The organism is Streptomyces sparsogenes (assembly GCF_001704635.1).
Lineage (GTDB): Bacteria > Actinomycetota > Actinomycetes > Streptomycetales > Streptomycetaceae > Streptomyces > Streptomyces sparsogenes.
This window is the reverse complement of record NZ_MAXF01000071.1, coordinates 1-20,520: the sequence shown is the minus strand read 5'-3', so window position 1 is coordinate 20,520 and position 20,520 is coordinate 1. Positions and strand designations below refer to the sequence as shown.

Here is a 20,520-nt window from a genome sequence, read left to right as displayed (position 1 = left end):
GGCCGGAGCCCCTGCGGCGACTTTGCCATCTCTTTACAACCCGCCCCGCCGCCGCGTCGTCTCTCCGCTCGACCGTCACTCAGCCCGCCGCGTTCCGGGCGGACCGACGAAAGAGAGCGATTCGATGCGCCGAACTGTCCTCAGCGCCCTGGCCCTCGCGTGCACCGCCGTACTGGCGAGCACCGGGACCGCGTTCGCCGACGGGCCCGCCAAGGCCCCCGCGGACCGTCCGGCCTCCCAGGCCCCGGCCACCGCCGCCCCCATCCCCGGCACCGAGCCCGCCGACGGGCGGGCCACCCCGGCTCCCAGCAAGGCACCCTCCGACGGGCGGGCCACCCCCGCCCCCAGCAAGGCGCCGACGGACGAGCGGGCCACCCCCGTTCCCAGCGAGGCACCGGCCAAGCAGCGGGCCACCCCGGCCCCCAGCGAGGCACCGGCCGATCAGCGGGCGCGCAAGCAGGTCCCGGTCGTGCCCGAGGGCGCGCCCGACACCGGCGTGGCGACGGACTCCGCGCCGTCCGGCACCCAGGACGGGCTGCTGATCGGCGGGGGCGCCGCCGCGGCGCTCGCCATGGGCGGCGCGGCGGTCTTCGTCGTACGCCGCCGGCGGGCGACCGGGGCATGACCCCGCTCTCCAGGCGCGCCTTCGCCCTCACGGCGACGGCCTCGCTGCTCGTGGGCTGCGGCGGCGGCCCTCGGGCGCAGCAAGCCACGACCGCGCGCCCCGGGCGTACGCCACCGCCTTCGCATGCCTCCGCGAAGCCGGTGCGCGCCCTCGGGCGTTCCGTCCCGGTCAGGCTGCGGATCCCGGCCATCGGGGTCGACACCCCGGTCCTGCGGCTGGGGTTGGCGCCGGACGGCAGTGTGCGGGTGCCCCCGGTCACCGCGCACGACCGGGCGGGCTGGTACCGGCACTCGCCGACACCCGGTCAGGTCGGCCCGTCGGTCATCCTCGGCCATGTCACGGTCGGCGCGTACGGCGACGGGGTCTTCCGTCACCTCGCGCGGCTGCGGCGGGGCGAGAAGATCGAGGCGCGCCTGGAGAACGGCACGGCCGCGGTGTTCACCGTCAGCGCCGTACGGACGGTCGCCAAGGCGGACTTCCCGACGGAGGACGTCTACGGCGACGTGGACCGCCCGGAGCTGCGGCTCATCACCTGCGGCGGCCCCCGTACGGGCGACGGCTACCTCGACAACGTGATCGTCTTCGCGGAGCTGACCGCCACGACCGCCTGAATCCCGGGCCGAGGGCCCGTACACCCCGGCCCGGGATCCCCCACGACTGTCCTCACGACTTCGCCGCGCACCACCCCGCCCCACGACTGTCCTCACGACCATGGAGAGCGTTGAAACGGTCCCGTGACCGGGCGGCGTCCGAGCTGTTCGCCGCCCTGTACCCGCGCCTCGCCGGCTGGTGCCGCCGGCTCGTCGACGACGACGAGACGGCCCACGAGATCGCCTCCGAGGCGTTCACCCGGCTCTGGGCCCGCTGGACGTCCGTGGAGGAGCCGCGCGGCTTCGTCTACGTCACCGCGGCCAACCTCGTCCGGGACCACTGGCGCAAGCTGGAGCGCGAGCGCAAAGCCGTGCACCGCGCCACCGCCGAAGCCGCCGTCCGCCCCCACACCGAACAGGCCGACCCCTCGGTACGCCTGCTCGTGCAGTCGCTGCCGGAACGACTGCGTGTCCCGATCCTGCTGCACTACTACGCTGACATGCCGATCCGGGAGGTGTCCGAGCTGACCGGGCGCAGGGAAGGAACCGTCAAGGCCGACCTCCACGCCGCCCGGGAACTGCTCCGCGCCCAGCTGAGGAGAAGCCTTGACCACACGCTTTGACGACGGCCCGGAGTTCCCGCCCGACGACCCCCTCGCGGTGATCCTGCGGCCCCCCGCCGACCACCTCGGCCCGCCCCCCGGCCGCTACGAGGCGATCCGCCGCGCCGCCACCCGCCGCCGCCTGCTCCGCGCCGCGGTGGCCGGAGTCGGCCTGTCCTGCGCCGTCGCGGCCCTCATCGCGCTGCCCCTCCACCTGACGTCCCCCGAATCCCCGGCGACCCCGAGCGTCCCCCTCGCCCCGCCCGCCACCAGCGGCCCCACCGCGCCCGCCACCCCCACACCCTCCCCGGACCGCCGCACCCTCGCCCCCACCGACCCCCGGCCCACCGCCGAGCCCGGCACTCCAACCCCCAGCACCGGCGGCCGCACCGGCCGCCGGCCCCCCGAGGACGCCTCCACCCCGACCAAGCGAGCCACCCGCCCCCAAGAGCCGTCGGCCACCCCGGCCCGCCCCCCGGCCACCGAACCCACGACGCGCCAGACCGCCACCCTCCCCACCCCTCAGCGCGCCACCCAGCGCTAGCGCTTCCCCGTCCCCGCCTCCGTCACCGTCACCGGTCCGAGCCGGGCCACACATACGGGAGATCGTCCGGTACGCCGGGGAAACACCGGGCGTAGTGGCCGGGATCCTTCCGCACCAGCGCCGACTGGTGGCTGCGGTGGAACGCCGGATCCCCCAGCCACGGCGGCACCTCGCCCACCTCGGCCAGGACCTCCTGGCCACGTGGCTCGGCGACCCCGGTGGCCGTCCGCAGGTCCGCGCGCAGGGTGGCGGCGCACGTGTCCGCGCGGCCGCTCACACACCACTGCCGGCACACCTCCAGCCCGTACCGCACCAGGGCCTCCTCGTACCCGGCCCACATCCGCACCGCCGGATGCCTCCGCCACCCGTACCCGGGCCGGGTCAACCCGCGCAGCACCTGCAGCGCCTCCACCCGCTGCTTCCCCAGCCGGCGGACGTCCAGCACCCGGGCCGTCTCACCGAAGTCGGGGTACGGCAAGAATGTCTGCATATGCACCATTCTTCCCCGGGGTGTGCGTGAGGCCCAGCCCGCCGCGGCCGCCGGGCGGCCTGGGCCTCACGCAACCCTCATCCGCTCACCGTCAGACTCGAATTCCCGCTGCTCTGATAGCCCTCGGTGGCCAGGATCATGTAGTACTTGAAACTCCCGAGAGGCATTCCGGAACGGGCCCACGCGTCGAAATGGTTCCCGGTGGTGATGGTCCCGCCGGTCTTCTTCGACTGCCGGACACTCCAGTACTGGTTGAACGTCCGAACGCCCTCGACGGACGGCGCGTTGTAGCGCGTCGTCTGGTACATGTCGTACGTGCCGCCGTCGCTGGTGACGGTGCCCTTGTACGCCCCCGTGGGCCTCCACGTGCCCCAGTTGTCGACGATGTAGTACTCCACGAGCGGATTCGAGGTCCACCCGTAGAGCGCCAAATACCCGTTGCCGGAGGGATTGAAGCTCCCCGAGTAATTCACGCTCCTGCGCCCGCCGTTGCTCCAGCCCTTACCGCAGACGAAGTTCCCGCAGTTGGTCCACGAGGTCCGGTAACTCCCGCCGGCCGCGAGCGTCATGGATACCGACCCACCGCCATCCGTCCAGAACGAGTAGTAGAAGCCGTTGTTCGTCCCGGTCTGATTCGTGGTGATGGTCGTGTCGGCGTACGCGGCACCCGGCAGCATCACCCCCGATGTGACCACCCCCGTCGTGACCGCCGCCAGGGCACCCGCGCGCCCGAGGAACTTCCTGCGGCTGAGCGAGAGGTCGGTGGCGTTGTCCTCGTACATGCTTCCTCCTTGTGAAGGCAGGCAGGAGGCCAGGCAGCGTGGTACGACCCGACGAACCTGCCGATGACCAAGGCGAGCCGACCGCGCGTCGGCGTCGTGCAACGCGGCGGGGCTCAGCCGGTCGTCACATGCGCCCGACGACCGGAGGACCGGGCCACGCGAGGTGACCCGGCTCGACAGCAGTGGCTGGCGATGCGGACAGTGTTGGTCCGGCTCCAGCGGGTGTCAACAGTTTCCGCAAGGATTCCGGTAAGCCGATCCACAACTCACATCCCGCGAAAGCAAAAAAGGCCTGCTCAAACCTTCTGAGGAATGATCCTTTCCAGAATCACCAGTGAGGATCCGACCCCAGAACCAAAGATCAAGACGATTGTCTCCGAAAACTTCCGGAGACATTCCGGCGGGGGAATCAGCTGAGACAGACACAGCCGCCCTGAGTAGCCTCGACCCTGTGGCGGATCAAGGGCGGTACGTCAGGTATCGGGAAGACTCCAAGGTGCTGGCAGCGATCGGGAAGCATGTCGCCGCCCAGGCCGGCCGGATCACTGTGCGACTCCCCAGGGCCGTAGCAAGGCGGCGGTGGAAGCCTGGGGCCGCGACGAGCTGGACGGCCCCGGCGAGGAGACCCATGAGCAGTACGCGCTGCGGGACCAGGCCGCGGAGCCGGCGCTGATAGGCCTCGCCATCTCGGAGCGTGGCCGCTGGGAGGGGGACGAGGTCGTGATCGACCTGGACATCGACTCCGCGGGGGCGGCGTCACGCGCGTCCCGGTAGCCAGGACGCACTCGCCACCGGGCCGAGGACGGCACCCGCGCCGCACCCTCAGCCGACCCGACGCCGGGCGCCGCCGGTCCCCGGAGGACCGGCGGCGCCCGATCGTGGTCAGGAGCAGGGCTTGTAGAACCGCTTCCATCCGTCGCTGGGCATGGCCGGCGGCTCGCCCATGGAACCGAACTCGCCGTACTTCACCTTCAGCGCGTAGTCGAAGTCCCCCGGTCCGCTGCGCCGCGTCGACAGCCGCACGTCCCGATCCAGCTGCCCGTCACCGGAGTTGTTCAGGATCGCGAGGTCCGGGTACGCGTCGCCGCCGTAGTTGGCGATCCGTAGCTGCTTGACCTCGCCGTGGTCGCCGATGTCGGAGTGCCGGGCGACCACGGAGCCCAGGTTCGACCGCGAGAGCGGGCCGGGGCGGTATTCCGCCACGCGCGCCGTCGAGGGATCGTCCCCACCGGACGGCTCGACGATGTTGACGACCATGTCCAGGCTGCCGTCGTTCTGGAAGTCGGCGACCGCGGCGGACGCGACCTCTCCCGTCTTCGCGCCGAGAAGCTTCCTGACGGAGTGCTTCGCGCCGAACGACCCGTCCGCGGTCCCCCACTGGATCGTCATCTTGGTTCCGGTGTGCCCAGGATTCGTGATCTTGTCGGGACGCCCGTCACCGTCGAGATCGCCGACCAGCGTCGTGGCGTCCGCCAGACACGCCCGCGCCGTCCCGGCGCCCTTGCCGGACCCTCCCGCGCCACCCAAGGACGACGACCCGGCCGCACTGGCCTGGTAACCCGCGACCGTCAGGGTCAGGGCGACAGCCGCGATCGGCGCGGCGATCAGACGTGAGCGTTTGCGAAGCATCTACGAACTCCTAACGTCGTGGCTGAGAGAGATCAGCCGCTCGCCTTTACTGGTCCGTTCCGCCGCCGAAGGGGACGGCATCCGCCGCGGAGGTGTGCCAGTTGGTGACGATGGGCTTGTCGACGGTGATGGTGCCGACCCGCAGGGAGACCGGGTTGGGGTCGTCAACACCGATGCCGACGATGATGCTGTCCAGTTCCTTGCCACCGTTTTCGTTGGTGGTCTTCGGGTTCACCCCGGCATAGGCGGTAACCCCCTTGCGCAGCGTGATCGCCTGCCCCACCGCCTGCTCCGCGGGCCCCGCCTCCGTACCGTCCGACCCGAAGGCCACCGTGGGCAGCTCGGCGGGCAGCACACACGTGATCCCCGGCTTGGCCTTCGCGATGATCAGGATGTACCCACCGGCCTGCGACTCCGCCCTGGTGCTCCAGGAAATATCGTTGGCCCCACACTGCTGCCCGACCTTGCCCCGCCCCCCACTGCCGGTCTCGGCGCCGGAGCCGACACCATCCTGGGTCCCCTTCCCCTTCGCCTGCGAGGACTTGGCCGAAGCCTCAGTGGCGGTGTCCTTGCCGCCCACAGCCGAGGCCTCGTTCCCTGCCCCGGCCTCGGACTTGGCGGAGACAGACGATTCACCGGACGGCGCACTCGCGTTGGCCGAGGACTGACAAGCGGTGGCAAGCATCGCGGCAGTCACCAACAGACCAGCACCGGCGAACGTACGGGCACGGCGGCGGGTGATAAGCATGGGAAGACCTTCTTCGTCATCAGCGGAGCAGCGCGCCCGGTGGCGTTGCGCTCGGTGTGGTACTCATCTTGCCGGTGCCGACTACCGTTTCCTTAACGCGCCACTAACGAAGCGCTGCCGCGCTCACAACCGGCTGCCGACAGGCAGTACGAGCGCCGTGGCGCCCCCGAACGACCAGCGTGAACAACCCTGCGTGGCAAAGCCCCCTCGGCGGATGGAAGACGGCAGAAACGTTGCCGACGGCTGTCTTCCCCCGAGGCGCATCAGCCGGCAGTCCGCCTCGTCGGCATCGCGTGGACGTAGTGCGGCCCCAGCCGATGTGGCGCGGCAGCGTGACACCCCCGCGCCGGCTCGGCGGGTGGCATAGGGGTTGATCGACTGACTAATCTGATTGTTTTGCACATCGCTGTCGGGTGTGCGATGAGAGGGGGAGGGGAGCGCATGTCGACGTTCGAGGCGGAATGGACGCAGCTGAAGCGCGAGGCATCCGCGGAGACCGGGATGAGCCTCGCGGGCGCCGGTGACAAGCCCGACTGGGGGCAAGAGGGATCGGGCAGCGTGAGGTCCAGCAAGAACGCGTGGACGGCGGCGGGCCGGGGAGTCGGCAAGCTGCGGGGCGACATCAAGACCGCGCTGACAAAGTTAGAGGAGGAGCAGAAGGGACTGGGCGCGGGCAGCGAGACCGGCGGCGGTATCGAGAGCGCGGCGGCCCAGCGGGAGCTCTACCGCTCCTGGAAGCGCTATCTGGAAGGTGTGAGCGGCAAATGCGGCACCTTTCAGGACCGGCTGCAGAAGGCCGGGGATCATCACTACGAGAATGACGCGGCCATCGAGCGCGCATTAGAACGATGGGACGGCCTGTACAAGGATACGAAGTCCGTCGGTGGCGAGAGCCAGGGGCGGTGACGCGTACCAGTGGATTACTTGACGCTCAGGTCCCTCAAGCCTTCTGAGTTCGAGGGTGCGGCGCGCGGCTATCGGACCCTCGGCGACATGGCGAGTCAGGCCAAGGACGACATCGAGCAGCAAGTGACCGCGGGCATGCGGAAGTCGCTCAAGGGCAAAGCCGTGGACGAGGCTGTCCGGCAACTCCGGCAGCTGTCCGCGAACTTCCATTACACCCAGGTCGAATGCGCACTCATCACCACCGCTCTCAACTCTCTTGCCCACGAACTGCGGGCGGCCAAGAACAGGCTCGACGCCGCTGTGGAGGATGCCGCTGCCGCGAAGTTCACCGTGCACTCCGACGGCTCGGTGAGCTACCCGCCGGCCGGCGACAACGTCGACGGCAAGGTGCCCGAGGGCGGTACGGTCAAGTGCAGCGCCTCCGGGGAACCCACCCGCAACCCGATCGACCCTGCTGGGGACGCGAACGACACGGCCGAGGCTCTTCAGCGCCAGGCGTCGAACCACCACGACAACCCGAATTACGGCCGCGCGTTGTCCATCGCCAACCGCATTGCGCAAGCCGTCCACCAGGCCACCCGGGCCGACGAAAAGTGGGCCCCTGAGCTGCGCAAGTTGAAGGCTGACGACGATCTGGTCGTCGCTGACGAGGACTGGGCTGACGCGAAGAGGGACGTGGGTGGTGTCCGCCGCAGTGCCAAGGAATACCTGGACGGCATCAAAGCGCCCCCGAAGGACGGTAGTCCGGAAGAAAACGCCGCGTGGTGGAAGGGCCTGTCGAAGGAGGAGCAGGACGCTTGTGTCGCCCTCGACCCAGCAGGGCTCGGCAAGCTCGACGGTTTACCCGCAGCCGTGCGCGACGAAGCGAACCGGACTGTGCTCGCCGAAACCCGCGCGGAAATCAATCTTAAACTCGACGAGTTCGACAAGAATCGCCCTGAGCCCGAAAAGTACGAACAAAAATGGGACAATATAAATCAAGTTCCCGTTCAGGGCGAAAAGCAGGTGACGCTGGCCTGGAAGGCGTGGGACAGAGAACGCTCCAGGATTGCCGAGCCCTTGATGGGTATAAAGGCCATTCAGCGCCGTTTTGACAGGACCGGAGAGGACGGTCTGCCGGAAGCGTATCTCCTGGGTTTCAGCCCGGAAGGGCGGGGACGGGCCGTCATCGCCAACGGAAATCCTGACGACGCGGATCACATCGCGGTGTACACACCTGGAACCGGAGCCTCGCTCAGCAACAGTAAAGGAGACATCAATCGCGGGGTGAACTTGTGGAAAACGTCCCATCCTTTGACCGATCAGGAAGTATCGACCATTACCTGGATAGGCTACGATGCACCGCCGGAAGTCTTCCCGGACGCCACTCAGGATAAGTATGCGGACGGTGCTGTGGATGCGTATGGCCAGTTCATCGACGGTCTCAACGCTGCGAACAAAGCTGGTTCCGACGCTCATATCACAGCAATCGCACATTCGTACGGCACCACAGTCATTGGTGCGGCGGCCCAAGAGGGGCGCATAGGGGTCGACGACATCGTATTCGCCGGCAGCCCTGGCGCCCGGGTGGACAATGCTGCGGAACTGGGGGTGGATAAGGGGCATGTCTGGAATGAGCACGCCAGGGGTGACAATTCAGTATCCGAAGCGGGGCGGCACTTCCATGGGGGTGGGCTTCCGGGTATCGATCCAAGTGACCCGATCTTCGGCGCCAACCAGATGGCCACTGATACCGAGGGGCACAGCGGCTACTGGGACTACGACGACGGCAAACACAAGCCGAGTCTCAGTCTCGAGAACCAAGGGTGGGTTATTGTGGGAGATTACGACAACGTGAAAATGAAGCCACGCGAAGATGGATCGCTTCTGCCGGTCGACTGGCGTGAGCCGTCGGCTTGGGGCCTGTGAAGTGTGGAAGGTGTGGCGATGTCGACGGGTGCTGCCCGCTGCGGCGGTTCTCCTATGTGTCGTGGGGTGCGGATCCATGAGTGACTCGGAAGGTGCGGCGCCGAAGGAAAGGCATCCGGAGCAGGCCAAGGAGCTCGCCAGAAAGCTCTCCAGTGACGTGTTCGACATGGTCCGGCTCCAAGGGAAAGTATCGCCGGGCGGGCCTGCGACACTGTCCTCCCGAGAGGGGGAGCGAAAGTATTCCGTCCTGCATACTTGGTCCATCTCTCACCTGTCTGACCAGGAGTTGAGGCGCGGCTTCGACCGCTTGCGTGAAGAACTTCCGAAGAACGGATGGCGTATCACTCGTATCGGGCACGCAAATTCAACGGCTCGCCAGTTGGAGATGGAGGCCGTACATAAGAAGGACAACTACTCGTTGTCCGCGGAGCTCTTGGTCAGCAGTTCCGGAGAAAACACGGATGCCTCCGCGTCCAAGAAGGGCCGAATCGTGTTCTTCGTCGGGTCTCCCACCTACCGATCCCCCAAGGGAGTCGACCCCGACGACTACTGATGACCCAGCCTGAAACGCGTCTGCCCATGGGCCCGCGCGCCCCCCGTACTCGGCGCGTGGTTGGACTTCTCGGGCCGTCGAGCTCTCACCAGCTTGATCGGACACATCCCAGCAAGAGGAACTTCCCCGGCTGTCAGCGGTCCTCTCTACGCTCGGCCCATGACGACGTACCGGTCGAGCAATACGCTGCGGCGGCTGCTCGAGGAGACGCGTGAGTTAACCGCCCACGAGGCCGTTCGCCACCATGCCGACGCGGCGCTGCGGATCATCGGCAAGCGTTTCGAGGGGAAGTACGGCAGGGGCAAGCGCCTCGTCGTAGCGCTGCGGGACGGCGGCCAAGCCGCCATCCTGCACGAGGAGTGGGATATCGCCGAGCGCTTCCAGCGCTTCGCCGCGTACGCGGCGGGTGAACTCCCGCTGGACATCCTCGACATGCACTATGACGCCCGCGCACGGGCACGCCAGGAGCGGTACATGCGCTCGCTGGTGGCCATGGCCGCCGGGCAGGCGGTCACGGCCCTGGAGGTCCTCTGCCGGGAGCATCCGGACGCGACGGCGGCGGATGCCCGCGAGTTCTTCCGGGGAGTGGCCCGCTCGGCCGACCACCTGGGGATCGGCCCTGGCGACGGTGGGGTGGATGTCTCCGCGCGGGACGCGGACCGGCTGTTGTGGCTCGGCCGGATGGAGCTTGTCGTCAAAGACCTGCCCCGTTCCGCTTCACCCGAGGCGGCGAGTCTGCTGGAAGACCTTCTGAGCGCCCCGGACGCCGGCCTGCTCGCCCAACTCGTCGAGCTGAGGGCCAGGCGCGCGAGCCTGGAGGCCCTGCGCACGGTGGTCGACGACCCCACCAGCTCGGAGGAGGCGCTGCACGCCTGCTTGAAGAACCAGGAGTGGATCTTCGGGGGCGCCTACGTCGGCGAACTGCTGCGCCGCCAGTACGCGCCGGACACCATCCTGGACATCCCGCTGCTGCGCGGCGATGGCTCCCTGCACGTGGTGGAGCTCAAACGGGCCAACATCAAGAACCTGGTTGTCCGCCGAAGCGGCCACCTCATGCTCGGCGCCCGCGTTCATCACGCGGTCTCCCAAGCCCAGGACTACCTCCGCGCCCTGGACGAGAACCGCCCCGAAATCCTGGCCGACTACGGCATCGACACCCGCCGCGCCTCGGCCACCGTGGTGATCGGCCACCCGCGCTACCAGCGGGCCGGATGCTCGCCACGCGAGGCCGCGGAGACCTTGCGCACCTACAACACCCACTGCGCCCGCATAGAAGTGATCACCTACGAGACCTTATTGGACTCGGCCGCTCGCATGCTGGCGCTCTCGTCCGCTCATCAGAGCGACCCACAAGCCGAGGAGGAACCCGCATGACCACAGACAGTGACAGTAACGGGCCCACGGGCATCGAACAGATCCTGGGCCGGCTATGTGGAGCGGAGATCAGCGAGGAGGATTACGTCGGCTACTTCCTCAACGAGTGCGGCGAGGAACTCGTCTTCGCACAGCGCCCCGGTGAGAAGACCGGCACGCTTTGGCACAGCGATGCGGACTGGGAGCCGTACCCAGTGGGCGACCATTCCATCAAGATCGGCGTCCCGATGGACGGCGTGATCACCGTGGAAGGCCTCATCATCCATCGACCCGAAGCCACCTGGCTCTCCGCCTGCCTCGCCGCCTCCCGCCACCTGCGCCCGCGCTGACCTCCCTGCCACAGCCCGTCCCAACTCGCCGGCTCGGCGATGGGGTGGGCTCCCCGATCACTGTCGGCGATCTTTTGCACCGGAGGTGTGTCCGGCCTGCCCAAGCGCCCGGAGATGCGCAAGCGCCCGGAGATGCGCTGGTCTGCCGCACTTCACTCAGCAGGCTGACGACCGCAGCGATGTTGACGGCGGCTGGTATCGGACAGCGACACGCCGTGACGTCGGCGTGTCGCTGTCCGATACTCACCTACTCACCCCAAAGTCACTGGCGTGACGGTCCGCAACGCAGTCGGCGGGCCGTTTCATATGTCCGCTCCGCCCTGGGACGAGCGTCTTGCCCGTGCATCTCGTCGCCAGAGAGCCGGCGGCTTGCCGTACCGCTGCTTGAACGCGCGGCTGAAACCTCCGACGTGTATCCGACGTTCTCCCCGATGGACCCGGCCGGTAGGGAGGTGTCGCGGAGCAACTCGGCGGCGGCGTCGAGGCGTACATGCGCGAGGTAAGCGGCAGGCGGCTTTCCGACCCGCTCGGCGAACCGGGCGGCAAACGCCGACCGGGAAAGGCAGCACGCACGGGCCAGCTCTTCGACCGACCACTGGCGGCCGGGGTCCCGATGAATCGCGCTCAAGGCCGGCCCGATCCGGGGATCGAGCGCGCCGGCGAGCCAGTTCGGCTCGGCCCCCGCGTCGGCGGCCCAGGCGCGCAGAATCTGGATGAAGAGCAGATCGAGGATGCGGGCGACCATCACCGCCGACCCCTGAGAGGGCGACTGCATCTCGATGAGGATCATCCTGCGCGCCACTTCGAGCCCTTCGAGCGCCGGGCCGCGAGCGTCACGCAGGACGATCACGGCCGGAAGGCTCGCGAGCAGATGGCTCGCCTGCGGGTCGCCGATCGTGAAGGTCCCACAGAGCCAGCGCGCCGGCCGCGGCGCCGGCACGTCGTACCCGGACGCACCGCCGCCCCCGGCGGCGGACGCGTGCCCGTCCGCGTCGCTGACGTGGTGCGCGTCGCCACGCGGCAACAGAATGACATCGCCCCGACCCGCGCGCTCGACCTGCGGGGCCCCGTCGACCCGGAGCACGATCTCGCCCTCCTCGATGATGTGCAGGGTGCCGATACCGGAGAAGCCGACCGAGAACGTGTCCAGCGGACCGTACGCGGAGACCCGTTCTCCGCTCAGCCGGACGGCTCGTAACAGCTCCGAGAGCAGGTCGTACGACTCCCCGTTCACATCGAGGCCGAGCGCCGCGTCCTCGTGCGCAGGAGGATCGGCAAACCCCTGTGGCGGGGGCAAGCCAACCAAGATCAGCTTCGTCTACTCCAACCCCACCGACCCCGAGGAATTCGAGGTGGCCTACCCCCAGCAACTCGCGCTGGCGCGGAAGCTGCCCGGTCTCGTCCGACTGCAGGCATCCAAGGTCTGGCCGAAGGAAGACGGCAGCCCCACCCCGGCATACCGACTGCTGGACCTGTACTTCACCGACTACACGGCGGCCAGCGCCGCCGCCGCAGAGGCGGGCCCCCTTGTCGCCGCTACGCGCGAACACGCCACCGGAGGCGTAGTGATCGCGTTCGCGGAGGTCCTCGAAGACGCCTGATTCCTCGATCTCGCGTGACGGTCCACCGACGGAGCCGGCGGGCCGTCACGCAATACGCGAACCGGGGCTACGACTACGACACATACCGCCGTCTGCTGTGAAAGCGCGAGGCAGAGTGACTGGAGAAGGCATCGTTGAGGCCGGCCAGGTAGTTGGCTGTCGTCGGGGCGGGCGCGCACGTACGAGAACCGGGGCCGGGCCCGATGCGTCTGACCGCGCATGCGTACTGCGCGGGAGCGAGTCGGAGGAGTAGCTGCATGGCCGAAGAGGGCGAGTCGGAGCCGGAAAGCCCACTGTGGAAGTGGCTGGCCCTCACGATCATCGTCGGCACCCTGGGAGGAATGCTGTGGCTGATCAAGCCCTACGTCCTGGACGACCCATTCGACAACACCAGCGAGGTGCCGTGCTCGGCGGTGGCAGCCTTCGCCGGCGGTGAGTTGCCCGATGGCGCGTCGGATGGGCGCTGCACCGAGCGTAGCTGGACGGACGTGCAGATGCAGGCCTCGTTCCGGATGCCCCGCGCCGCCGTCGCGGGCTGGCTCGATTCCTCATTCCCCGGAAGCCGCAAGCGTGACCGTGAGCCCACCCCGTCCTGCGGGTGTGACCTGTACCTGGACATCCAATCCCCACCGACAGGCGCGGAGGCGGCCGCGGTGCAGATAACGGTGGTGTACGAGGACTCGGATACCGCCTTCATCCGCCTCACCGCGTTCACCGTGTGAGCGGCGACGCTCCCCACGCGGGCCCCACCGCGCGGCGCGCATGCTGCGTGCTTGACCTACCCGAGTGCCCAACAAGGCGCCGATTGACCATCGCGGTGGCGGAGCGGAGCACTGTTGAGAGCAGTTGCCGCTCCAGCCGGCGAAGGGGTCGCGAATCGCCGCGGCTTCCTCAGGAGTGAGGCCATGGGCGGCGAACTGCTTGCCGGCGTGCTGCTGGACACGGCCCAGTGAGCCGGTGAACATGCGGCGGTCGACGCCTGCGCCGTTCTGGGCGGCGAGTTCGGCCGAGGTCGGATTCCACCGGTGCGTGATGCAGCAGGTCGGCGACGAGCTCCACCTTGCTCTGCGCCCGAGGCGGGGTCGGTGCGTTCAACCTGCTGTAGGTGGGGATCAGGTGGACCTGCGCGACGGCATACCCGCGGCTTCGTAGGCGGTGGTGATCTGTTCCGCGGCCTGGTTCATCTCCTTGCCCTCTCGAAGAGCGCGAAGAGGTGCGCGTCGTCACTCACCCGATTGAGGATGTGGTGAGCCTGGTCGGCGTAGCCGCCCGCGAGTGCTTATCCGTGGCGTCTCATGTGTCGGAGGTACGGCACCGTGATCCCGAGGTCGTGCGGAGCTTCGGTCGCTGCGTCCGGGGCCGCGGAAGCCGCTCGGCCGGCGCTCAGCGCTGCCAGCCGTCGGCAGTGCGCAGTCCGTGGCCGAGCGCGCGATCAGAAGCGATGTGCAGCAGCCAGCCGAGTGCGAAGGTGAACAGCCCCACGTTGGCACCTGGTCCGTCGCCCGGCAGGAAGGGGACGACGACGAGCCCCAGAACTGGGCCGATCGGCCGGTGGACGAGGTTGTAGGCGGCCACTTTGCCGCGTGGGAGCTGCCCGGGTTCGTGCGGCCCCGCCGACCCGACGAACAGTGTCAGGTCAGGAGCGATGAAGCCCACAATGCCTAGCGGAATCGTGCCGCCACCGTGGTTGACCATCTCGAGCACGGTCCAGGCCAGCAGAAACACGGCGAGCAGGGCCCAGGCCCCACGGACCGGGCCCGACGCTGAACTCCGGTTAGCCATATGACGCGTTGGGGATGTCTTGCGTTGACTCCTTGCAAGGAGATGGTGGCCGAGATCCAGCTTGGGGCGGGGTGCTAAACGGTTGGCAAGGCGACGAGCCCTGCGGCGCGGGATTTGGCACCGCCGATGGACTCCACGGGCAACACGTGGGTGTGACCGGTCCGGTCCGGGTGAGATGGAAGCGATGGACGGCCCAGGTGCCGGCGAGTTCCCACCACGTTTGATGCGGCCGTGGCGTGGCCTTACCCGGGGAGGATTGCGCTGCCGCCCTGAGTAATGCGGCCGGCACTGAAGACGCGGCAGAAGGGCAAGACATGGTCAGGTCCCTTCTGGGTGAGGGGTGGCACCGGGTCCGGCCAGCACTTGGCCGACCAGTTCCTCGACGTAGTCGGCGCCGATCGGCGCACCGGTGACCAGGAGCCGGTAGTACAGGGCTCCGGCCAGTTGATCGAAGAGCACTTCGGACGACGTGCCCGGGGCCAGGGCGCCGCGCTCACGGGCGCGGTCGAGCAGTGCCAGCGGCAAGGCGTTGCGCCGGGCGAACAGGTTCCGTACGACGTCGCCCACATCGGGGTGCCGGGCGGCGGCCGCGACCAGTTCGGCGACGACTCCGGCCGACCGGTCCTCCTCCCCTGTCAGGTCTCGACCGACCCGGCGCATCCGGTCGAGTCCGGTCGCGACGGCGGTGAGATAGACGCTCAGATCGCGCCTGATGTCGCCGGTGTCAGCGACCGACACCTCGTCCTGGATCTTGGCGACGAGAGCGACGAGCAGATGGTCCTTTGTGGGCCACCGCCGGTAGAGCGTGGTCTTGGCCACCGCGGCGCGGGCCGCCACCTCGTCTATGGCGAACCGGTCGTAGCCCCGCTCGACCAGCAACTCGTGGGCCGCCTCAAGGATCCGTACATCGGCGTTCTCGCTGCGGGGACGTCCTCTGCGCACGGGGGCTGTCACAGGCGTTGCTCCTCCTCGTCCAGGCGCCGGTCCGTCACCCTGGCCATTTCGATACGTCGGTTTCGTTATTGAGAGTAGAGAGCGTCACATATTTACGCAACGGTAGTAGCGTAAATGGCTCGTTCGGAGACGTCAGGCGGCGTTGATGACACTCGGGGGTGTCAGAGCGGTACAACCGCATGACCTCGCTGGCGCGAGGTCCCGTGGTTGACCTGGTCCGCGTCAAGGCAGAGACCGTGGTGTACTTCCGAGCACTCGATGAGGGCGCCACCTCGCGGCACCACTTCCGCCATGCTGACGAGGAAGGCGGCTTCTGTACATCGAGGCCGTGCCCGACCGCGGCGAGCTGGTCGTCATCAAGCAAGCCGAGCTGACTCCTGCCGGCCAACTCCACCGGTACAGCTGGGAGCACCTGGAGGACGGGCACGGCGGCCTGACAGACCAGGCGATCGATCCTGAAGAGGATCCACTGGAGGCCATCGCGGCCGAGAGCGGCAGAAGGAGGTCGCCGCCGGGATCGATGTCCTCGTGCGCGCCGACCGGCAGAAGGGCGCTCAGTAGAGCAGCGCTGGGCCTTCGTCGCGGAGCGGGTGACGGGAATCGAACCCGCGCTCTGAGCTTGGGAATCACCGGCTCGGACGACCTGCCGTCGGCTATGACCTGCGGGAAGAGCCGTTCAGCCCGTCATGGGCGAGACGCCGGACCGACCGCTGTTGACCATGGCTCCCCGTTTGTTCTGGCACGCATCTGGCACGGTGCCTTTCATCCGAAGTGCAAGCCGTGCGCGGTTCCTGAATCGGCCTAGACAACACGGTGGCCCAGGTCAGGGAAGCGAGCCCCTGACCTGGGCTGCCGGGTTGTCATGTCCAGGCCCTGATGAGTTGGTCCGGGGTCAGGTGTGGGATGCCTTCGGCGGTGCAGCCGCTGCGGGCCACGGCGAGCAGGGGGGTGGTGTCGTCGGCGCCGGGCAGCTGGGAGCGGTGGGTGATGAGGCGGGCGAGGTCGCGAGAGTCGAAGGGCTTGCTCTCCAGCCACTTGACCGAACCGACGAGCGTGATTTTCTTGGCGATGGGGGAGCGGTCGGCTCCGACGATGTCGATTTCGGGGTCGTTGGTGCGGGTCCAGTAGCCCCCGATGGCGTCGGTGCCTTCGGGCAGACGGTCGTCGGCCAAGCGCCAGAGGGCGTCGCGGATCACGGGCTCGATGGCGCGGCCCCGCCAGGATGTCCAGCTGGTACGGATCGTCGTGAGGACGCGATCGCCGCGGCCGCGTTCGATCGTCGGGATGGCCGGGCCGATGAAGGAGAGCCAGAATCGCAGGTACGGGTCGTCGATCCGGTAGCGGGTCTCGCGGCTGGGCCGGGTGGACAGCGGTGCGTCGGCGGCGACCATGCGGCGTGCGGTGAGCAGTTCGAGGGAGCGCTTGACGGAGCCGGGGTTGAGGTCTCCGGCGGCGCGTCCGATCAGGGTGAAGGTGCGTTCCCCGTGACCGATGGCGCCGAGCACGGTACGGGCTTGTGCCTCGGTGGGGAACTCGGCGGCCAGAGTGCGCTCGCCGCTGACGAGCAGGGCCGAGGTCGGGCGGCGCAGGGCCTGTCCCAGGTAGTCCCACAGTCCGGCGCCGCGTGGCCATTCTTCGAGGATCAGCGGCAGTCCGCCGCTGATCAGGTAGGCGTCGAAGGCATCGGCCGGGGGCAGGTCGAGCATGGCGGCGACCTCGGCCGGATTGAGCGGGGGGACGACCATCTCGGTTCCGCGCTGGTAGAAGGGCCGTCCGTAGGTGTTGAGCTGCTCCATCATGGCCAGATCGGAGCCGATGAGGATGAGCAGTACGGGGAGCTTGGACAGGGTCCGGTCGAATGTCTTCTGCAGCGCGCCCTCGAAGCTGGGGTCCTCGCGTACGAGGTAAGGCATCTCGTCGAGGACGACGATGCTCGGTGCGTCAGTGGGCAGCGCGCCGGCGAGCAGGCTCAGGGCGGCGTCCCAGGTCTGGGGGCTGGCGAAGTCCCCGAAGCGCGCGGCCTCGGGGAGGGTGGAGGCGGCTAGCTCGGCGGTGAAGCCCGCGAGGTCTTCCTTCCTGGAGCCGCCGACGGCGGTGAAGAAGACGTGCGGAAGTCCGGTCCGCTCCAGGAATTCCTCCACCAGGCGGGACTTGCCGACGCGCCGACGCCCCCGGATGAGCACGGCGCGGCCTCTTCGCCCACCGCGCCCTCCGGTGCGCACGGGGGCCAACAGTTCGTCCAGGAGGTTGAGTTCGGCTCGGCGCCCCACAAATCCGTCCACGGCGATCTCGCCTCCTGGCTCAGCCGAGATGGACACTTGCTTCGAGGATACTTTCATTCATGAAAGTTGCGCAAATGAAACCGCTGGCCTGGACCCTTGCTCATTCGAGCGACTCATCGCCCATGGTCGGAGGCCCCAGCGTTTCTGCTGGGGCGGGGATCGAGGCTCCGGATGCGGTCGCCGAGAGCGTGAACGTCGACCGGTTCGCCTGCCGCCGTGCGGACGGCTGCCAGTCCCAGGCTGTCTACGTCAAGCTTTTCCAGGGTGGGGCGGGCGACGACGTAGAACTCCCACTGGGCGGTGTCGAGCGGGTCGTAGGCGGCGTGGTCGCGTGCCGTCTGGACGGCGAACACGTAGACGTCGGCGTTGTAGGACTTCGTGCCGGAGTATCCGGCCATGGGTGTCCAGGTGCGGGCTCGCAGTCCGCTGAAGCGGATGTCGGAGTGGCGGCATTGTTCCCATGCTTGCATGTAGGCACTGGTCTTGACCTCGATGCGCAGTCCGTCGTCAGTTTCCACGTCATGGCTTGCCCATTCCACTCGGGGCTGGCGGGACCCAACCGCATGGTGGACGAGGAACTCGGCGAGCAAGCCGCGGGTGTTGTTGACCTTGAGGTCGGGCATGGCGAAGCGCCAGAAGTCGGCGACGACCATACCTGGCACCCCGATGATCGGTTCGTCCCCGCGCAATGGTGTGACAGGTGGTGGGATCACGTGCTCATACGGCGACTGTGTCATGGGGCCAGTTTCCCGGAGTGTCATGGGTCTCCGGGACGATCTCGCAGACAACCGCTCGCGCCTGCGGAGGGACGACGGTCGCCACGTCGTACCGGCTGCTGACGACCATCCCAGAGACGGCGACCGAAGGCGAGCTGATCCGCCGTAACCCGTGGCCGCATCCGTGAGGCGGGGAAGGAAAGCGCTCCGGGGTGTCCCACAGCGGCGCTGGGCCACGTGGACACGCTGGCTGACGCCATGGGGCCGGGACACGAGGCCGAGGGAGGGAAGCGCTTCATCGTCTTGCTGGGCTTCATGAAGAGGAACCTGGAACACCATCTGACCGCTGCCTTGGACGCTCGGGTGCGGGCGGCCCGAGCGAGGGTCGCTGGCAGCGCTTCTGGTGCGGAGCTGGCGCGTGGGGATGGGGAGGTCTAGACAACAAGCAAGGCCCGGGTCGCTGACCTGGGCCTTCGTCGTGGAGCGGGTGACGGGAATCGAACCCGCGCTCTGAGCTTGGGAATCACCGGGTGATGGAGACAGGTCACGGTGTTGACCAGCGGAAACGAGTACAAGGGTGACCTTGAGCGCGGCTGATGATTGCCCGTGTTGACCGTGGTTCACCGCTCGTTCTGGCACGCATCTGGCACGGTACTCATGTGATCGCGCATGAGGCGGTCCGGTCGTGGCGAGTTAACGCTTGCATTAACATCGATGCCGTGGCTCAATGGGAAGTGATCCTGGTCGCGGAGGTCGCGGCGTGGTTCGAGACGCTGGCCGAAGCAGACTGGGACAGTGCCAAGCAGGTAGAAGATGCCGTCGACATGCTGGCGGCGACTGGTCCGACGCTTGGTCGTCCGCTGGTCGACCGGATCAAGGGTGCCGAGAATCATCACTTGAAGGAGCTGAGGCCAGGGTCGTCAGGTGCCAGTGAGATCCGGATCCTCTTCGCGTTCGATCCGGTGCGGCGGGCGGTGCTGCTGGTGGCCGGCGACAAAGCTGGAAACTGGCAGGGCTGGTACGAGACCAACATCCCGATCGCCGAGAAGCGCTACCAGGCGCATCTTGCCGATCTTGAAACCAGGGAGTATGAATGAGCACGGTCAGCTGGGAGGAGGCCAAGCGCAGGGCGCGTGAGCGGCGCGAGGCTGCCGGGCTGCCGACGCGATCGGCGGAGGAAAAGCAGGCGGCGATGGACCGGCTGACTGCCGAGGTGCGCGCTCACAAGCTCGCAGAGGTCCGGCGCGAGCAGGCGCTGACCCAGCGCCAAGTTGCCGCATCCATGGGAGTCTCGGCGCCTCGGGTCTCGGCGATCGAGCACGGCGAACTGGACCGCGCTGAGTTGGCCACCATCCGCTCCTATGTCGAAGCACTCGGAGGTCGGCTGCGCGTAGTCGCGGACTTCGGGGATGCCGAGTACACCGTCGCCTGACAGGGGGTGTCCTCTGCGCCCGCGTACCGAGACGCTGACCGACTACGAGAGACATTACGGGCGCGCAGCGGGCACGGGACGCCTAGAAGATTCATGAAGATCTTGGGGTTCTGGCCCCGCCGTGTGAGCGGCGGGGCCAGACTCGTTGTTGTGGTGATGGGTGAATGGTCCGGAGAGACGGTCGGGCCGGATGTGTGGGAGACCTGCCGGGAGTTGATTCCGGCGGGGAGTGTGTTCGCGTTCCTGGCCGAGCATCGTGGTGCGCTGTTTCCGGTGGAGATGTTCGCGGACATGTATCCATCGGCGAACGGGCGGCCGAGCATGCCCCCGCAGATCCTGGCCGCTGCGATCACCCTGCAGGCCCTGCACGGGCTATCGGACTTCGAGACGGTCCAGGAACTGCGCTGCGACCTGCGGTGGAAGGCCGCCTGCGGGCTGGGCCTCAACGACATGGCCTTCGACCCGTCGCTCCTGGCCTACTTCCGCCGTCGTCTGGGCCGTTCCACCCGCCCGAACCGGGTCTTTGAGGCCGTGCGTGAAGTCGTGAAGGCCACCGGTGTCCTCAAGGGCAAGCACCGCCGGGCACTGGACTCCACCGTCCTCGATGACGCGGTGGCCACCCAGGACACCGTCACCCAGATCATCTCCGCGATCCGCCGGGTGATCCGCGAGG

At 68.1% G+C, this 20,520-nt stretch carries 24 protein-coding genes; 15 read left to right on the top strand and 9 right to left on the bottom strand.

Annotation, left to right across the window (positions count from 1 at the left end; all coding sequences use genetic code 11):
* Positions 1-124: 124 nt before the first annotated feature.
* The 4 genes from BBH68_RS14235 (at position 125) to BBH68_RS40715 (ending at position 2,361) form a co-directional block, all read left to right on the top strand.
* A complete protein-coding gene (locus BBH68_RS14235; protein ID WP_065962342.1) occupies positions 125-625 on the top strand; it encodes a hypothetical protein in 501 nt (166 codons plus the stop codon).
* Positions 622-1,236, top strand: a complete 615-nt coding sequence (locus BBH68_RS14230) for a class F sortase (RefSeq protein WP_065962340.1) — start codon at positions 622-624, stop codon at positions 1,234-1,236. The genes BBH68_RS14235 and BBH68_RS14230 overlap by 4 nt, the downstream gene beginning before the upstream one ends.
* A gap of 110 nt (positions 1,237-1,346) precedes the next feature.
* The gene (locus BBH68_RS14225) at positions 1,347-1,838 is read left to right on the top strand and encodes an RNA polymerase sigma factor (RefSeq protein ID WP_065962337.1); all 492 of its coding nucleotides are present in this window, start codon (positions 1,347-1,349) and stop codon (positions 1,836-1,838) included.
* On the top strand, positions 1,822-2,361 hold the full coding sequence (locus tag BBH68_RS40715) for a hypothetical protein (protein ID WP_065962333.1): 540 nt from the start codon (positions 1,822-1,824) through the stop codon (positions 2,359-2,361). Before BBH68_RS14225 ends, BBH68_RS40715 begins: the two co-directional genes overlap by 17 nt.
* 28 nt (positions 2,362-2,389) lie before the next feature.
* On the opposite strand, the gene BBH68_RS14215 is transcribed toward BBH68_RS40715, so the two are convergent.
* Both BBH68_RS14215 and BBH68_RS14210 read right to left on the bottom strand, forming a co-directional pair.
* Positions 2,390-2,851, bottom strand: coding sequence for an MSMEG_6728 family protein (locus BBH68_RS14215; protein ID WP_065962332.1), 462 nt, complete (start codon positions 2,849-2,851; stop codon positions 2,390-2,392).
* 77 nt (positions 2,852-2,928) lie between these two features.
* Positions 2,929-3,633: a glycoside hydrolase family 11 protein gene (locus BBH68_RS14210; RefSeq protein WP_065962329.1), complete on the bottom strand. Its 705-nt coding sequence runs from the start codon at positions 3,631-3,633 to the stop codon at positions 2,929-2,931.
* A gap of 579 nt (positions 3,634-4,212) precedes the next feature.
* Here BBH68_RS14210 and BBH68_RS42750 point away from each other — a divergent pair.
* Positions 4,213-4,407, top strand: a complete 195-nt coding sequence (locus BBH68_RS42750; RefSeq protein ID WP_211301792.1) for a hypothetical protein — start codon at positions 4,213-4,215, stop codon at positions 4,405-4,407.
* Between the two features lie 108 nt (positions 4,408-4,515).
* Here BBH68_RS42750 and BBH68_RS14200 read toward each other — a convergent pair whose 3' ends face one another.
* Positions 4,516-5,262: an FG-GAP repeat domain-containing protein gene (locus BBH68_RS14200; protein ID WP_065962325.1), complete on the bottom strand. Its 747-nt coding sequence runs from the start codon at positions 5,260-5,262 to the stop codon at positions 4,516-4,518.
* 46 nt (positions 5,263-5,308) lie between these two features.
* Entirely contained in the window at positions 5,309-6,010 is a 702-nt protein-coding gene (locus BBH68_RS14195; RefSeq protein ID WP_065962324.1) for a DUF4232 domain-containing protein, read from the bottom strand.
* Between the two features lie 441 nt (positions 6,011-6,451).
* Between BBH68_RS14195 and BBH68_RS14190 the strand changes: the two genes are divergently transcribed.
* The 5 genes from BBH68_RS14190 to BBH68_RS14175 all read left to right on the top strand — a co-directional run bounded on the left by BBH68_RS14190 (position 6,452) and on the right by BBH68_RS14175 (position 11,080).
* Positions 6,452-6,916, top strand: a complete 465-nt coding sequence (locus tag BBH68_RS14190; RefSeq protein WP_065962323.1) for a hypothetical protein — start codon at positions 6,452-6,454, stop codon at positions 6,914-6,916.
* Positions 6,917-6,925: 9 nt separating this feature from the next.
* A complete protein-coding gene (locus BBH68_RS14185; RefSeq protein ID WP_065962319.1) occupies positions 6,926-8,824 on the top strand; it encodes an alpha/beta hydrolase in 1,899 nt (632 codons plus the stop codon).
* Between the two features lie 76 nt (positions 8,825-8,900).
* Positions 8,901-9,377: a hypothetical protein gene (locus BBH68_RS41455; RefSeq protein ID WP_141712999.1), complete on the top strand. Its 477-nt coding sequence runs from the start codon at positions 8,901-8,903 to the stop codon at positions 9,375-9,377.
* Between the two features lie 159 nt (positions 9,378-9,536).
* Entirely contained in the window at positions 9,537-10,751 is a 1,215-nt protein-coding gene (locus BBH68_RS14180; RefSeq protein ID WP_065962317.1) for a Shedu anti-phage system protein SduA domain-containing protein, read from the top strand.
* Positions 10,748-11,080 carry a hypothetical protein gene (locus tag BBH68_RS14175; protein ID WP_065962316.1) on the top strand — a complete coding sequence of 111 codons (333 nt, stop codon included), beginning with the start codon at positions 10,748-10,750 and terminating at the stop codon, positions 11,078-11,080. Before BBH68_RS14180 ends, BBH68_RS14175 begins: the two co-directional genes overlap by 4 nt.
* A gap of 262 nt (positions 11,081-11,342) precedes the next feature.
* On the opposite strand, the gene BBH68_RS14170 is transcribed toward BBH68_RS14175, so the two are convergent.
* A complete protein-coding gene (locus tag BBH68_RS14170; RefSeq protein ID WP_245738056.1) occupies positions 11,343-12,377 on the bottom strand; it encodes an AraC family transcriptional regulator in 1,035 nt (344 codons plus the stop codon).
* A 10-nt stretch (positions 12,378-12,387) separates the two neighbouring features.
* On the opposite strand from BBH68_RS14170, the gene BBH68_RS43095 reads away from it, so the two are divergent.
* Both BBH68_RS43095 and BBH68_RS14160 read left to right on the top strand, forming a co-directional pair.
* The gene (locus tag BBH68_RS43095) at positions 12,388-12,681 is read left to right on the top strand and encodes an EthD family reductase (protein WP_065962366.1); all 294 of its coding nucleotides are present in this window, start codon (positions 12,388-12,390) and stop codon (positions 12,679-12,681) included.
* Between the two features lie 257 nt (positions 12,682-12,938).
* The gene (locus BBH68_RS14160) at positions 12,939-13,403 is read left to right on the top strand and encodes a hypothetical protein (RefSeq protein WP_065962315.1); all 465 of its coding nucleotides are present in this window, start codon (positions 12,939-12,941) and stop codon (positions 13,401-13,403) included.
* Positions 13,404-14,064: 661 nt separating this feature from the next.
* On the opposite strand, the gene BBH68_RS14155 is transcribed toward BBH68_RS14160, so the two are convergent.
* From BBH68_RS14155 to BBH68_RS14140, 4 genes are all read right to left on the bottom strand, one after another.
* Positions 14,065-14,406, bottom strand: a complete 342-nt coding sequence (locus tag BBH68_RS14155; protein ID WP_245738054.1) for a DUF4260 family protein — start codon at positions 14,404-14,406, stop codon at positions 14,065-14,067.
* 375 nt (positions 14,407-14,781) lie between these two features.
* Positions 14,782-15,417 carry a TetR/AcrR family transcriptional regulator gene (locus BBH68_RS14150; protein WP_065962311.1) on the bottom strand — a complete coding sequence of 212 codons (636 nt, stop codon included), beginning with the start codon at positions 15,415-15,417 and terminating at the stop codon, positions 14,782-14,784.
* Between the two features lie 860 nt (positions 15,418-16,277).
* On the bottom strand, positions 16,278-17,699 hold the full coding sequence (locus BBH68_RS14145; protein WP_065962309.1) for an ATP-binding protein: 1,422 nt from the start codon (positions 17,697-17,699) through the stop codon (positions 16,278-16,280).
* A 113-nt stretch (positions 17,700-17,812) separates the two neighbouring features.
* Positions 17,813-18,352, bottom strand: a complete 540-nt coding sequence (locus BBH68_RS14140) for a hypothetical protein (protein WP_065962307.1) — start codon at positions 18,350-18,352, stop codon at positions 17,813-17,815.
* Between the two features lie 773 nt (positions 18,353-19,125).
* Between BBH68_RS14140 and BBH68_RS14130 the strand changes: the two genes are divergently transcribed.
* The 3 genes from BBH68_RS14130 to BBH68_RS14120 form a co-directional block, all read left to right on the top strand.
* On the top strand, positions 19,126-19,512 hold the full coding sequence (locus tag BBH68_RS14130; RefSeq protein ID WP_245738058.1) for a type II toxin-antitoxin system RelE/ParE family toxin: 387 nt from the start codon (positions 19,126-19,128) through the stop codon (positions 19,510-19,512).
* The gene (locus BBH68_RS14125) at positions 19,509-19,847 is read left to right on the top strand and encodes an XRE family transcriptional regulator (RefSeq protein WP_065962300.1); all 339 of its coding nucleotides are present in this window, start codon (positions 19,509-19,511) and stop codon (positions 19,845-19,847) included. The genes BBH68_RS14130 and BBH68_RS14125 overlap by 4 nt, the downstream gene beginning before the upstream one ends.
* A gap of 156 nt (positions 19,848-20,003) precedes the next feature.
* Positions 20,004-20,520 (top strand): transposase (locus BBH68_RS14120; protein WP_245738053.1); only part of this gene is annotated, 517 nt, incomplete at its 3' end.

Coding starts and splice junctions, on each gene's coding strand:
- BBH68_RS14235 (WP_065962342.1), top strand. CDS start 125: ATGCGCCGAACTGTCCTCAGCGCCCTGGCCCTCGCGTGCACCGCCGTA.
- BBH68_RS14230 (WP_065962340.1), top strand. CDS start 622: ATGACCCCGCTCTCCAGGCGCGCCTTCGCCCTCACGGCGACGGCCTCG.
- BBH68_RS14215 (WP_065962332.1), bottom strand. CDS start 2,851: ATGCAGACATTCTTGCCGTACCCCGACTTCGGTGAGACGGCCCGGGTG.
- BBH68_RS14210 (WP_065962329.1), bottom strand. CDS start 3,633: ATGTACGAGGACAACGCCACCGACCTCTCGCTCAGCCGCAGGAAGTTC.
- BBH68_RS14200 (WP_065962325.1), bottom strand. CDS start 5,262: ATGCTTCGCAAACGCTCACGTCTGATCGCCGCGCCGATCGCGGCTGTC.
- BBH68_RS14195 (WP_065962324.1), bottom strand. CDS start 6,010: ATGCTTATCACCCGCCGCCGTGCCCGTACGTTCGCCGGTGCTGGTCTG.
- BBH68_RS14190 (WP_065962323.1), top strand. CDS start 6,452: ATGTCGACGTTCGAGGCGGAATGGACGCAGCTGAAGCGCGAGGCATCC.
- BBH68_RS41455 (WP_141712999.1), top strand. CDS start 8,901: ATGAGTGACTCGGAAGGTGCGGCGCCGAAGGAAAGGCATCCGGAGCAG.
- BBH68_RS14180 (WP_065962317.1), top strand. CDS start 9,537: ATGACGACGTACCGGTCGAGCAATACGCTGCGGCGGCTGCTCGAGGAG.
- BBH68_RS14175 (WP_065962316.1), top strand. CDS start 10,748: ATGACCACAGACAGTGACAGTAACGGGCCCACGGGCATCGAACAGATC.
- BBH68_RS14160 (WP_065962315.1), top strand. CDS start 12,939: ATGGCCGAAGAGGGCGAGTCGGAGCCGGAAAGCCCACTGTGGAAGTGG.
- BBH68_RS14140 (WP_065962307.1), bottom strand. CDS start 18,352: ATGGTCGTCGCCGACTTCTGGCGCTTCGCCATGCCCGACCTCAAGGTC.
- BBH68_RS14125 (WP_065962300.1), top strand. CDS start 19,509: ATGAGCACGGTCAGCTGGGAGGAGGCCAAGCGCAGGGCGCGTGAGCGG.